Raw genomic sequence first — 12874 nt, forward strand, 5'->3', positions numbered from 1 at the left:
TTGCCGCCGTAGCTTCGGAACCTTCAGATTGACGTCGCCCGCCTTGGTCTGCAGCGTTCGCTCGTAGCTGCCTGCCCGCGTGTCCTGCCGCGCCGGGCTGCGCTCATACCGCCCAGCACCGCACAGCTGGTCCGCTTCGGCCTCCAGCATCGCGTTCAGTGTCTCTTCCACTGTCCCGCGGACCATCTCGCCCAGGTGATCTCGAATCCGGGCCTCATCAATTTGGATCACCTGACCCATGGCATTCCCATCGTTCATTCAAAGCTCCTTCATTCTAGAAGAAGCCGTCAATCCTGAAAGTGCGAAAGACTCTGTACGTTATCAGATCTCGCGCGGCTGCTCGCGCGAATTTTGGAATGGAGACTTCGATGAGAGTACTAACAGTTCTGGCGAGGGCATCGGTCCTCGCGCTTGCGAGCTCGTTCGCCAGCAATTCGGTACGAGGTGCGGATCTGGGCCCGGCGCCGGTCTACTATAAAGCGCCTCCAATAGAGCCCTCCAGCCCCTGGATGATCCGCCTGCGCGTGCTCGGCGTTTTGCCGGATACCGCAGGTAGCTCGGTAAACGTTGCCGGAACGCCATCGCTGTCGTCACCGAGTTCAGGGCTTTCGCTCAGCGAGCGAGCCATACCAGAGCTCGATATCACCTACTTCTTCACAAAAAAACGTAGCCGCTGAACTCATTCTCGGCGCGACTCGCCATCACATCAGCGGCAATGGCGTACTCACTGGCCTCGATATCGGCACCGCCTGGCTGTTGCCGCCAACACTAACCCTGCAATATCACTTCACCGATTTCGGCCCACTGAAGCCGTATATCGGCGCGGGCATCAACTACACTGCATTCTTCAACCAATCGGCAGCCAATGCGTCGCTATTCGGCCTTGCCGTCACGGATCTACACATCAAAAACCAATTCGGCGCGGCGGTCCAGTTCGGCTTCGATTACATGCTAGACCGTCACTGGGGGCTCAATTTTGACGTGAAGAAGCTGTGGCTGCGGCCGGAGTACTTCGCGACCGTAAACAATGCGATTGCTGTCACCGGGCGCGCCAATATCGATCCATGGCTCGTCAGCGGCGGCGTCGCTTACAGGTTCTGACGCAGAACAGGGTCAAGGAGACACCGTTTGATCAACTCGGACGCTGCGAGCGCATCAAGCGCATCTCCTGCCCTCACCGTCTGCAGTGGGGAGCCGGCTGACGCCTCATCGACGAGTCAGCTGGCCAGAGGCAGGAAATCATTCGCAGCATTTCTATCGCTGTGAGCCACGGATCGCGCGGCACGTAAGTGACGATACACGAACAGATCGGCGCGTTATAATCATATTTCTGCTTCGCCGCGCGTTGCAAAGGAGCCACTTTGCCTATTTGCCTATTTGCCTCACAAGAGGCGGTGCGCCGCGCCCATGTCAATGACCCACTGTTAGCGACCCGGAGCTCGAGTTGGACGGTCACCCTCAGACGATCCGAGCTCCGAGAGGCCGGGCAGCTCATGGACGAGCACGCCGTCCATGCTTGCTGGTCCGGTCAAGTGGTCGCCACGACGCCTCTAACTTCGCTTGAGCACATCACAAGGCGGTCGACACGTTTGCCCTGCTTGAGGTGGGATTTGACGATCTGGTCAACGTCCTCAGGCGTGGTCACGCGGTACCAGATTCCGCCGGGATAGACGACCAGCAAGGGACCAGAGTTACAAAATCCAAGGCAGCCCGCCATCGTGAAACCAATATCGTTGAGGCCTTGCGCTTCGATCGCCTTGCCCATTCGGTCCCACAGGGCTTGCGCGCCTGAGGCGCCGCAACTGCCGTGGGGATGGTCTGGCGGACGCTGCGTGTTGCAGGCAAAGACATGATCCGATAAACCTGAGGGAGCTCCATTTCTCTTTCTGAGTTCATCCGCCTATCCTGTGATAGTGCTGAAGGGATGAGGTGCGAGCACATCATGCCCAACAGTCTCTTACTATTGAAGTCCCATGATTCCCACCCGCGCTTGCGAAACAGGCGCAATGAGCGGGCGTCATAGTGGTTGTCGTCGCCAAAGATGAGCAATAGATACCTACGCGTCCGAAGCCGCCTCCTGATCAATTCCAACCTCTTCTCCTGTCATCTCGACCTGTTTATCCACTCATCGCTTATTCACGATCCAAATTCTTTAAGGTAAGTTGCACACCAGATGCGCAACGTTCGCTGCTGCAACGATCCTTCGCTTTGGACTGCGCGCCTCGCAATTATTGCCGAAGCAGGGGCAATGTCGTTCGCTTCTCGCTTCTATCAGCGGTCCCCGACAGGCTAAGAGCCCATGGCCTCGTTCAGTTCAATGGCATCGGCCGGAAAGACGGCAAAACCCCCGGACCTATTCACTCATCAAATCCCGCCAGGTTTTGTTCGCTCATCTCGGCCTCGCAGTTTCCTGCTTGAAGATATCAACCGCAGTCCGGCTCAGCCGAAAAATCCCGCGGCCACGAGTGAGCGGCCGATAAGCCGAGCTGGCACGGGTGTTGAGGACATCAAACCACTGGTCTGGCGTGAGCTTGGCCGGACGCTCGCTGATTTGTATCACCCTCCCGTTCGGGGCGAAGCGGACGTGGATGACGATTTATTGCGAGTTCATACGTTTCCTATTTTGGTAACATTATCGATCACGGGCCGAAGAGACCGACGATCTCGGTTATAACGTGCTTGGCTTCGGGCACTCGGCGCAGGCCTCAAGCCGAGCCTTGGACGCCGAGACTTTTTATGATTGAGCAGGCCTTCTTCCGCGCTCGCCTGGAACATTTCTTTTCCCTTTCCTGGACCAGTACATGTCGCCGGTGGCATCCAGCGCGCTCCTGCTTTTTTTGTGGATCACGATGTACAAAGCACGTCTCCTAGGTCCGCTTGCTCATCTCTTGCGATGATAGGTGTGCGCTCCATCCAGCTAAAACTCTGCTATTTCAGTGCCCGCACACCGTTCCTTTTGGCCAAAAGGACGCTAGTCGGTCGAGTTGGGTCGGGCGTAATCTGCACGCAGCGATCCGATCGATCGAGCATATGAAGATCGACTCGGAACGGCTGATCCGATAACTCTGACGCATGACAGCGGTCCCAAGAAAGCTGCGGCAAACGGCGCCGCAGCCTAACAAACGGACCCATGTCGGCGCCATCCGCAGCAAGCGGTCGTTCGATTTCGATCAATTCTTTCGCGGTGAGCGCCATCGTGGCTTCTTTTCAATTAAAGGGTGGTCCCTTATTGCCAAAACAGACGCTCAGGATCCGCGTTCAAGTCGTCGATTGCAGAAGGCAAGCGGAGGTAAAGGCTGTAAAATTCCCAGACTCCCTGGGCATGATTCTTCCGAAATAGCTTCCAGATCCCGCTCACGGTATCATAAAGAATTAGGGCGACATCGATGAGAGCGCCATCCGTGTCGATGTTGTGCGAGCAACAAGGGCTCTCGACGAGGTAGCCGCCCCTCACCGGCCCCACTTTCGGCGAGACGTAAAGATAGCGCTTGCGCGCGCTCAAGCCCCGCTCAATTCGTTTGCGATCGAGCTCGTTTGGGTGAGGCAGCAACCCCGCCTTTGCTTTCCTCATCAGCGCGGCATTCATGGCGAAAGCCTCCTTCAAAGCACTGTTATTTCTTCTTCAAGACAGCCGATGAGCAGCTCCTCACCAAAATCGACAATATAGACCGGCACGTTCGCTTCGGTGTGGATAGCGACCTTGATGATTTCGCCGGTCGCTCCGGCGGCGAGCAAAACTCCCTCGGGCTTCGCGTTCGGAAATGAGCTGTCGTTGGTGAGGTCGACTGCGGCTTTGACTCGCTGGCCCCGTCGATATTTCGGAACGCCTTGCTGAGTCATGACTCCTCCGGTAACGGCAGATCATCGATCTCCTCACAGGTCTCCACCGGCTCTAGCTCCTTGCGTTTCATGCCAACGCGGTGGCCGCTGTCCAGAAATTCCACACCGTAGATGTAGAATTGCTGCAAGAAAGTGCCGATCGAGACGACGTAACCCACCTCCCCCTTCTTAACTAAGAGGTCGCCAATCTCCTTGCCGGGATAGGTGCCATCATTTCGGATGGTGCGATTGGCTCGAAGCTTTTGGCCAAAGCTAAAGACGGGCGGGCCGCTGAGCTCGACGATATCGCTGTCGCGAAGAATGCTGTTCATCTATCCCCTCCTCATGCGCCGCTCCCTCTAGAGATGCCGAGAAGCCGCCTAGCTCACGCGGGCAACACTCTGCATCATTTCGTGCCCACCCGCCGTATCGTCAATCACATCGACGATGGGAGGGCTGCCTTGGAGGCCGCTCTCGTACCACGAAGCGCCCTCGGAGCTCCGAGATGCCGCCAGGCCGTGCTGCCGACCCAACAGCACGACCGCAGGACAATGCAGAGCAGTCGCCGTAGGGTACGAACGCCCGCGCCTGCAACGCCGCCAGCCCGAGGGCGACGCTTGCGACGGATTCAGCACTAGGTCCTGGCATGCCGTTCATGAGATCTCACGCTTTAGCCTGGCGCTTGATAGCGGGGCAAGGACGTGTCAACCACGCAGGTATTGTCGACCGGACAGGCGGCTACACATTGCGGCTCGTCAAAATGGCCGACGCATTCGGTGCATTTCGTCGCCTCAATGACAAAGCTCCCCTCCTTCTCCGATATAGCAACGTTCGGGCATAAGGGTTCGCAGGCAGAGCAGCCCGTGCACTGCGAGGCGATGATTTTGAACGGCACACATATCTCCTTATGCCGCAGAGATCCGAAGCGGAACCGCGGCGTCGCCGCGCTCCCCATGCTGGACTTCCCCGCGCCTCACCTTGTCGAGATAGGATCTGAACCAAGCGATCGCCGACTTCTCAATGAACTCATAGGCGAATTGATCGACCGGCTCGATGCCCGCCTTGATCAAATTGCTTTTGGGGCCGCCGCCAATCTTGGCCACGAAGACCGCATGGCAGTCACGGATGCCGCGCACGATGGTGGAAAGTCTATCTTCCTCGCCATAACCGCCCTGGCAGTAAACCTCCACGCGGCGTACGCCAACGAATTTGGCGCCGCATGTAGAAAGCTCGTACATTTGGAATTCTTTTGCATGCCCAAAGTGCTCGTTGATCAACCCCGAGCCCTTGGTTGCCACAGCCACCAGAAGAGTGATCGCGCTGATCTCTCCGGAAAGCTTCTCAAGCTCCTTTTGGCAGGCCTCGGCTTTGGAGACGCGCTCATTCTCTACTCTTTTCTGATAAGCCTTGCGCATCTCTAAGTCATACTGGACGTCCATTTTCATCACCTGATCAGTGGTAAACTCTGGGCCTCGATCGTCCCCGAGTAGACCAACCGCGTCGGCGCGGCACTGGCGACAATGCCGCATCATGTTTATCTGCCCTTCACAGGCATCTTGCAGCGCTTTCAATTCTTGCGCCGTCGGGCCGCGCTGACCGTTGCGGCCAAATGCTGTGCCATGCTCGGGTGCGGAGATCAGCGGCATGATATTGTGAAGGAAGGCACCGCGCGACGTGACCGCCTTGTTGACCTCCACCAAGTGGTCATCATTGATGTTGGGGATCATCACCGAGTTTATCTTGCACAAGATACCCCGCTCGCTAAGCATCTCGAGGCCTTGCAGCTGGCGATCAGTGAGTATCTTTGCCGCCTCGATGCCCGTGTATCGCTTGTGGTTGAAGAAGATCCACGGATAAATCTGGGCTCCGATTTCGGGATCAACCATGTTGATGGTGATCGTGACGTGGTCAATCTTGGACCTGACAATGGTATCAACATAGTCCGGCAGTGCGAGTCCGTTGGTTGACAGACAAAGCTTGATGTCGGGAGCCGCCTTGGAGACCAGCTCGAACGTTTCGAACGTCTTTGCTGGATTAGCCAGAGCATCGCCCGGTCCAGCGATGCCAAGCACTGTCATCTGCGGAATGGTGGTCGCGATCGCGAGCACTTTTCTCACCGCCTGCTCAGGGGTGAGCTTCTCGCTCACCACGCCCGGACGCGATTCATTGGCGCAGTCGTATTTTCGGTTGCAGTAATTGCACTGGATGTTGCAGGCAGGCGCGACCGCGACATGCATGCGAGCGTAATGATGGTGCGCGTCTTCGCTATAGCAGGGATGGTCTTTGACCTTTTCCCAGATTTCGGTTGGCAGATCGCCTTGGCCGGCCTTCGAGCCGCAGCTCGCCTGCCCGGTCTTGGCCGAAGCGCAGCAGCCCTTATGATCGGTGGTGGGCTGCATCATCTTGCCGTGATTTACTGCAGCTTTGACATATGTTCCGCGTCCGACGACCGCGTTCATTCGCTTTTCCCTGGAGGCATCGTCGCTCTCCCAGGACCATCCTTGAGCGAGCCTCATAAAGCTGGGTAGCAACTTGCATGCCATGGCCAGAATGATGCAATCGCAGCCGCAGGCCATCGAGTTGGCGCGACGTTAGCACTGGCGCATGCAACAACAGCCATGATGAGCTTGTTAGCAAAACGACAGATACGTCGCCATTCTCACCCAGAGCTTTATGCCTTGCGCATTCATTCTCGCGCTAAGCTCCCCCGAACGCCGCTCCATCTAACGCGTTTGCCGCGTTGCGGCTCTCGCAAGCCCGATACACGCGGGGGGATCCGGGCTCGACAAGGCCAGTAGTGGCTACCACGGATCCTGCTGGACGCCCAACGACCGGGAGCAGGATGGAGTGTAACCGCCTCGGCTCAACTGAGCGAGCGATTGTCTGCGTCATCAATTCCGTTGCGACAGCGATATGTTTGCTAATTTGGATATACTGGGGTCGCCCCTGACCGCATTGCCCGTAACTCGCTGCGGCGGCGCAAATTTTCTGGCGAAGAAGCCGGCCAATGCGTCTGGCGTTGTCGGCAGAACGGATCTGCGCCATTCAGCGTGGCCAGGACGATATGGAACGATACTCGGGGCCCTCAAACCAACGAGAGCGCCCCATGCAGCCGCCGCAACGACAAAGTCGATCTGCGGGGAGTGTCTTCAGGGATCGTGCCCGGTCTCGTCCCGCTTTTTCGCATTGATTGTGATTGGCAACCGGGTGTCGCTCGCCATATCAGGCAAATCGAACACCCAGCCATTAGCCACTTTGATCCAGCCGCCCCACAGCGTCTCGTACTCGGATTCCACGATTTGCTCTTCGAGATCCTTTTTTGGCACGTAGATGGACAGGCCCTCCGGAGACCGGCGGATCATGATCTTCACAAGGTCTACTCCCTAACAGTGGCGCCGGAGATGGCGCGCATGCGAGCCACAATGTTGGACACAGCGCACACGACCTCATCGACCTCCGCCAACGAGGTCTCACGCGACAGAGAAAAGCGCACGGCGCCGTGCATCCGCCACGTCGGCACCTGCATGGCACACAGAACATGCGATGGCTGCATTGAACCGGAGTTGCAGGCTGATCCGAGCGACACGGCTATGCCCGCCCGATCGAGATGGTGGGCAATGGCTTCGCCTTCGAGGTGGTCGAAGGCAATATTGGCCGTGTTCGCCAACCGATTGCTGACGTCACCGAGCACAACGCACTCCCCATTGCGCAAAACTCCATGTTCAAGGCGGTCGCGCAAAGCGCCAATGCGAACGCGCTCGGGTTCAAGCCGCTCCGCCGCAAGCCCGGCAGCCTTTCCCAGGCCGACGATCCCGGGAACATTCTCGGTCCCGCCGCGGCGCCCTCGTTCCTGTGATCCGCCGCAGATTAGGGGCCGGAATTTAGTCCCTTTGCGCAAATACATCGCGCCGACCCCCTTGGGGCCGTGCAGTTTGTGCGCGGATAGCGACAGCATGTCGATCGCGCTTTCCTTTAGGTTCAAACGCAGCTTCCCAATTGCCTGGACCGCATCTGTGTGAAACAGCGCGCCCGCCTCACGGGTCAATCCGGCCAGAAACTCCACAGGAAACAGCGTTCCGGTCTCGTTATTGGCCCACATAACGGAGGCAATGGCTGTGCGTGGCCCAAGCGCGCAGCGAAACGCCTCGATGTCGAGCCGGCCGCAAGCATCTACGGGTACTATGTGCGTCTTGACTCCCCTTGCCGCCAATTGCTGAGTCAGCGCAAGTACAGCGGAGTGCTCAACCGAAGTAGTTACAATTTCGTCTCGCTCTTCCTGCGTCGCCAGAGCAGAGAGGATCGCGGCATTATTGGCTTCGGTCCCTCCCGAGGTGAAGACGATTTCATGATCGTATGCGTTACCTAACAGGTCCCTCAGGCTTCGCCGGGCCTGCCTCACAGCAACTGCGACGTCGTTGCCAAAGGCATGCCTGGATGAGGCATTGCCGAAGTTCTCAGTGAAGAACGGCAACATCGCTTGCACGACGGACGGATCAGTCCGTGTCGTTGCATTGTTATCGAGGTAAATCGGCGCTCGATCTTCGCTCAATCCACTGCCTCACCAGTACCAGCAACGAGGATTTGCCGACTAAATCCGCGGATTTTAACAGCCGCGCCTGTACGTCCCACGCTCGCCCTCGAAAGCTTACACGACGTACAGCCACCGGCCAGCCTAGCCATAAACAGGCTGCCATCGATGCCGATCAGCTGCCAGCCGCCACCGTGGAGTTGTAGAATGAGGCATGATATCTTCAAGCGCGTCGCGAATGCGACGCTCCCGCTTTGTCGTAGTGGACGACGATTGCCTCAGTTGTTTTGGCTCGGCCGGCGCGCTTCGATGTTTTCTTCTCATCACCTGAACAATGTTTTTCATCAGCAGAACGATTTCCCGCAGGAGCAGTTTGCGGTGGCGTTCGGGTTGTGAAAGGTAAATCCAGAGCCCTCCAGCGCCACGACGAAATCGATGGTCGTACCGACTAGATGATCGCAGCTCTTGCTATCGACGAACACCTTCAGCCCATCGCATTCGATCACGGTGTCGTCAGGCTTCGGTTCCTCGGCCAGACCCATCTTGTATTTGAATCCACTGCAGCCGCCTGCTTCAATCATGACGCGCAGACCGCCGGACGGGCGCGTGGACGATGATATCGCACTCTTGATCGCATTCACTGCGCTATCGGTCAGGTTGATCACGTCTTTCCCTCATCAGCTTGAACGTCGCTAAGAGCAAGTCACGTGCCAGCGCGCAGACACTTAATGGTGCGCGCCTTCGCACGTTGGCTTTGGAACAGGTGTCGGATTGCTTACATGAGGCGGTGCCAGCCAATGACACGTTTTCTTCTTAGGTTGCGCTGCTACGCTGCGGCGGCAGGCAATTTGCATCGCATCTGGCACCGACCAACGGGTCGGTGAAGAGCTTAGATCGAGGACGATTTTAATGACTGCAATCGAGAACACCGCACTCGGCAGATTTGAGAAGGAGGGCCGCCTGCTCAACGCCGTACTCAAAGGCGCGACTACCAAGCCGGGCCGGTTCGGCTTTCGTGGCGACATCGCACTGAAGTTCCAGACTCAGGTCGCCGACGAGAAGCGACCGCCGGACTATTCGATCGAGCAGGTTCTGACGATCGCGCAGGACGGAGAACGCACTTTTCCGGTGCTGGCCGGATACCTACACTCCTTCGCGTATCTTGCTGACGTAGCAACCGTCCTTGACGGCGCCTTAAGCCCAACCGGAAGCTACTTCATGTTTTGCAACAACATCGATTTGCTGGCGAAGTACAGAGTGAAGTTCGGCGATATTAACTTCCACGTCTTACCCTGCGATGAATCCACCGTTTGGAAGGAGATGATGGACCTGGTCGGTCTGAACAAGGACGACATCAAGAAGCTCGATCCGCGCGGCAAGCTTGATTACCTCCTCGATGCCGCAAAGGATCTCGATCTGTCCTATGAGGAGATCTCTTACGACGGCGGGCTAAAGAGGATGGAGCCGGTGAAAAACCGCAACGAGAACCGCCCGGTCTGAGGCGGTCTTCAGTTGTCTGGCGATGCATCGTCTTCGACAAGACGCACGCCGAGGACACAGATATCACCATCCAGAACTGCCAACGCGATCGGCGTGAGCGTTCTACCCTCACATGGACCTTCGACACACCGGCCGGTGCCGAGTTCGAAGGTCGAACCGTGCTTGCCGCACATCAGTCGGATACCGTATGGGTCCAGGAATTGGTTCCGCTCCCAGTCCAAATTGACGCTGTTGTGAGGGCATTGATTGACATAGCCAAGTACCTTTTTGCCCCAGCGCACCACAATGATGGACCACGGTCGGTGATTGCCATTATCATCGACGACCATAAGATGGAATCCCATGGCTTGGCGGCTTGGAATGTCGTTAAAGCCGCAAATCGTATAGATGGAATTTGGCTGCATTCATCGCTCGTTTATTGCAAGGCGCTTTTCATTGTCGTTGTGCAATCAACGTGCAAAAACTGTACAAGTGCCGGCGCGGATCGCGTCTGCGGTAACAACGCGCAAGCCCATTTGCAGCTCACCCCATTACTCACGCATAATTCAGAACAATTCGCAGGAGCATTGAGCCTTGCTGCCCTTTCCTGCCGGGCTGCGCAGCTACAGCTTTCGCGCTCCGACCTTTCTGGACCATTTGCCGGACCGCTAAACTCGATGGCTGGTTGCTGCTCGCTAATCGTCACGCTGCGGAAGGCCCGGTTCCGATGCCCTGCGACCGTATTCATCGCGGCATCGCAAGTGCCTTTCCAGAAAGTGAACGCTCGCTCCCCGCCCGCGAGAGGAGCACGCGGCGAACGTGCGCCCCTTTTAGGCTAGCCCTTGCGCCCGCGCGTGGAACGGCGAAATGTCCGTCATTTCCGGCCCGCAGCTGCTGTTGCAGCCACTTTACTCCAGGAAGAGCCCTACTAAGAGCGCGCTCCAAGTAACATGAAGGCTCATCGTCTGAGGAATCCGACTCGAACCTTCCCTCAGTATCGATACCACCGCCTTCAGCTTTCGAAAAATACTTCCTCGTCAGTGAAGAACGGCTAAGCGAACGAGTTAGAATCGCACTTTGTCGTTGTGGACCGGTTTGCAAATGCGGGGTTTTAGTGCACCGGGCATCGGAGCCTTGGAATTTCATTTTCAGTTCCGTCGAATCGTCGCCAGCCATAATTCCGTCGTCGCACGAAGGTGGCGATGCGGCCGAAGAACGTGTTTCCAGTAATTCGCCGGCGAAGAGTTCTTTCAGCACGCCTCCCCGCACGAGCGCTGGGGACCTGAGCCACTGGCGCAAGCGGCCGAGAAGCTGGCGGTGTTGCAGGCCAACCGCCTGCGGGTGGCGCACGAGGACGGCACCTTATCCAATCAGGACCTCAAGCGGGTCACGGTCGACACTACTGTGCAGCGAAGGCCATCACCTTCCCAACCGACCAAGCTGCTGCCCCCGGGAATCAAGGGGATCAGCCGCCTGGCGAGCAAGCCCGGGGTCGAGTTGGTATTGCCAACACCGCGGCAATGATGGCTTCTGGCTAGGCCCTTGCAAGCAATTCAAGCGGCATCACCGGCAGTTGCGCATCCTGCGCAGCCGGCTGGGCCGGATCATCCACGAGATCCGCCGCAAGATCGAAGGTCAGTCTGCGCTCGAGAACGCGTTCACCCTTCCGCTTGGAAGGGCCACGCAGATTCGCGCGCAGCGGCAGCGCCAGCGCGGCTGCAGCTGCATTCTTTCAACGCCTCGGACGTGGAGTGCCTCGGCGATGGAGGGACGCCAGTGCACCTGATATTTCGGTGCACCCGCGTCGCGCCTTCATCTCCGGCCAAAAGCACGGGGTCTTCGGCATCATCAAACGCGAGCTGCGCCGCCCCTCCGCCATCGAACCCGTCATAGGACAACTGAAGGCCGATGGTCACCTCGGCCGCTGTTACCTCAAAGGCCGCGCCGGCGGCGCCGACAATCACCCTCTCCGCCGTCGGCCACAACTTCCGCCGCATCCTCACCTGGCTGAGTACTCTTTGGCGTACCACCATCATTGTTGCCCTCAGCGGCCATCACCGCTGAAATCGGCTTTCTAACGGACGACCAAGTATGCGTTCAAGAACGAGGACGGCGTGACCCAGGCGCCGGCACCAGCCTATATGATCGCGAAGAAACCGCCTCGCGGAGCCTGGCTCCCGGTTCCCGATGTCGAAGAAGGCGGCTGACTTATTGGCCGATGCCCGAGATGACCGAACCTTCGAGCTTCGCTAGACTATGCGGGAATGTGAGTGATGACGGGCCTGAGATAGGTTGCGTATCGAGGCGGTTGTCGAACGCTGCCAAAACCTCTCGAGAGAAGAGCGATACGCCATGAATGACACTACCAATACTGTTACATCAGGCGCGAGCTCCTGATCGACATCAAGCAAATCGCGGGTTGCAGATCGGCCCGGAAATTGCGTCGGCGACGGCGCGCTCGGCTTCTGGAAGGCTTGCCGTCACCCGACACCCGCGCTGCTAGGTGCACAACACCGTCAATATCCTGGACAAGGTACCGCTCTCGGTGCAAGCTGCCAACAGAGGGATTCGCGCCAAGTCTATTTGGCGTCGAATCGGACGTCCGCCCGCAGCGGCAATCGACGTCTTTGCGAACAATACCGCGCCAGATGCGGACGGGCAGACGAATGATCGCCGCAATCGTCTCACCATGAAGAAAAACGCTAGGGCTCGGACTCAATTGATCCAATAGGCAACGATGGCGGCGAGATGGACGGCAGCCAAGAAGTTCGTGGCTAGTTTGTCGTAGCGAGTTGCGACACGCCTGAAATCCTTGAGGCGGCAGAAACAGCGCTCGATGACGTTGCGCCCCTTGTAGGCGCGTTTGCTGAAGCTGTGGAGAGTGACCCTGTTGGATTTGTTTGGAATGACGGGCTTGGCACCACGATCGACGATTTCGGCTCGAAAGCCATCGCCGTCGTACCCTTTGTCGCCAATGAGGGCAGACATGGGTGGCGCGAGTTCCAAAAGGGCTGGCGCTGCGGCAATATCAGCGTCCTGGCCTGGAGT

The 12874-nt window shown here is 57.8% G+C and carries 12 protein-coding genes and 3 pseudogenes; 3 read left to right on the top strand and 12 right to left on the bottom strand.

The window, feature by feature from the left end:
- On the bottom strand, positions 1-258 hold a 258-nt coding region (locus GA0061099_RS37495; RefSeq protein WP_208604918.1), incomplete at its 3' end, for a transposase.
- A 98-nt stretch (positions 259-356) separates the two neighbouring features.
- Here GA0061099_RS37495 and GA0061099_RS37500 point away from each other — a divergent pair.
- Positions 357-1101: pseudogene (locus GA0061099_RS37500) on the top strand (OmpW/AlkL family protein).
- A gap of 427 nt (positions 1102-1528) precedes the next feature.
- Here the strand turns inward: GA0061099_RS37500 and GA0061099_RS37505 are convergent.
- From GA0061099_RS37505 to GA0061099_RS37555, 9 genes and pseudogenes are all read right to left on the bottom strand, one after another.
- Positions 1529-1896: pseudogene (locus tag GA0061099_RS37505) on the bottom strand ((2Fe-2S) ferredoxin domain-containing protein).
- Between the two features lie 1330 nt (positions 1897-3226).
- Entirely contained in the window at positions 3227-3586 is a 360-nt protein-coding gene (locus GA0061099_RS37520; protein ID WP_050996303.1) for a DUF3024 domain-containing protein, read from the bottom strand.
- 14 nt (positions 3587-3600) lie between these two features.
- The gene (locus GA0061099_RS37525; protein ID WP_036031970.1) at positions 3601-3840 is read right to left on the bottom strand and encodes a nitrogen fixation protein NifZ; all 240 of its coding nucleotides are present in this window, start codon (positions 3838-3840) and stop codon (positions 3601-3603) included.
- A complete protein-coding gene (locus tag GA0061099_RS37530; protein ID WP_036031967.1) occupies positions 3837-4151 on the bottom strand; it encodes a nitrogen fixation protein NifZ in 315 nt (104 codons plus the stop codon). The genes GA0061099_RS37525 and GA0061099_RS37530 overlap by 4 nt, the downstream gene beginning before the upstream one ends.
- A 338-nt stretch (positions 4152-4489) precedes the next feature.
- Positions 4490-4714 (bottom strand): 4Fe-4S binding protein, encoded by a 225-nt coding sequence (locus tag GA0061099_RS37535; protein WP_036031964.1) that lies wholly within the window; start codon positions 4712-4714, stop codon positions 4490-4492.
- 10 nt (positions 4715-4724) lie between these two features.
- On the bottom strand, positions 4725-6278 hold the full coding sequence (gene nifB / locus GA0061099_RS37540; RefSeq protein WP_074448573.1) for a nitrogenase cofactor biosynthesis protein NifB: 1554 nt from the start codon (positions 6276-6278) through the stop codon (positions 4725-4727).
- Between the two features lie 690 nt (positions 6279-6968).
- Positions 6969-7190 carry a putative nitrogen fixation protein NifT gene (gene nifT / locus GA0061099_RS37545; protein ID WP_036031961.1) on the bottom strand — a complete coding sequence of 74 codons (222 nt, stop codon included), beginning with the start codon at positions 7188-7190 and terminating at the stop codon, positions 6969-6971.
- 5 nt (positions 7191-7195) lie between these two features.
- Positions 7196-8368, bottom strand: a complete 1173-nt coding sequence (gene nifS / locus GA0061099_RS37550) for a cysteine desulfurase NifS (protein ID WP_036031958.1) — start codon at positions 8366-8368, stop codon at positions 7196-7198.
- 323 nt (positions 8369-8691) lie between these two features.
- Positions 8692-9012 (bottom strand): HesB/IscA family protein, encoded by a 321-nt coding sequence (locus GA0061099_RS37555; RefSeq protein WP_036031955.1) that lies wholly within the window; start codon positions 9010-9012, stop codon positions 8692-8694.
- Between the two features lie 244 nt (positions 9013-9256).
- Between GA0061099_RS37555 and GA0061099_RS37560 the strand changes: the two genes are divergently transcribed.
- A complete protein-coding gene (locus tag GA0061099_RS37560) occupies positions 9257-9847 on the top strand; it encodes a hypothetical protein (RefSeq protein WP_036031952.1) in 591 nt (196 codons plus the stop codon).
- Positions 9848-9855: 8 nt separating this feature from the next.
- On the opposite strand, the gene GA0061099_RS37565 is transcribed toward GA0061099_RS37560, so the two are convergent.
- Positions 9856-10251 carry a Rieske (2Fe-2S) protein gene (locus GA0061099_RS37565; protein WP_036031949.1) on the bottom strand — a complete coding sequence of 132 codons (396 nt, stop codon included), beginning with the start codon at positions 10249-10251 and terminating at the stop codon, positions 9856-9858.
- Between the two features lie 805 nt (positions 10252-11056).
- On the opposite strand from GA0061099_RS37565, the pseudogene GA0061099_RS39580 reads away from it, so the two are divergent.
- Positions 11057-11890 (top strand): annotated as a pseudogene (locus GA0061099_RS39580) (transposase family protein); the annotation flags it as partial.
- A gap of 651 nt (positions 11891-12541) precedes the next feature.
- Here the strand turns inward: GA0061099_RS39580 and GA0061099_RS37575 are convergent.
- A partial coding sequence (locus GA0061099_RS37575) for an IS5 family transposase (protein WP_074448574.1) occupies positions 12542-12874 on the bottom strand: 333 nt, incomplete at its 5' end.

Origin of the sequence: Bradyrhizobium yuanmingense (assembly GCF_900094575.1) — a bacterium.
Classification (GTDB): Bacteria; Pseudomonadota; Alphaproteobacteria; order Rhizobiales; family Xanthobacteraceae; genus Bradyrhizobium; species Bradyrhizobium yuanmingense.

Excerpts from the sequence above, each read along its gene's own strand:
- GA0061099_RS37525 (WP_036031970.1), bottom strand. The coding sequence starts at position 3,840 with ATGACTCAGCAAGGCGTTCCGAAATATCGACGGGGCCAGCGAGTCAAA.
- GA0061099_RS37560 (WP_036031952.1), top strand. The coding sequence starts at position 9,257 with ATGACTGCAATCGAGAACACCGCACTCGGCAGATTTGAGAAGGAGGGC.
- GA0061099_RS37520 (WP_050996303.1), bottom strand. The coding sequence starts at position 3,586 with ATGAATGCCGCGCTGATGAGGAAAGCAAAGGCGGGGTTGCTGCCTCAC.
- GA0061099_RS37530 (WP_036031967.1), bottom strand. The coding sequence starts at position 4,151 with ATGAACAGCATTCTTCGCGACAGCGATATCGTCGAGCTCAGCGGCCCG.
- GA0061099_RS37565 (WP_036031949.1), bottom strand. The coding sequence starts at position 10,251 with ATGCAGCCAAATTCCATCTATACGATTTGCGGCTTTAACGACATTCCA.
- nifB (WP_074448573.1), bottom strand. The coding sequence starts at position 6,278 with ATGAACGCGGTCGTCGGACGCGGAACATATGTCAAAGCTGCAGTAAAT.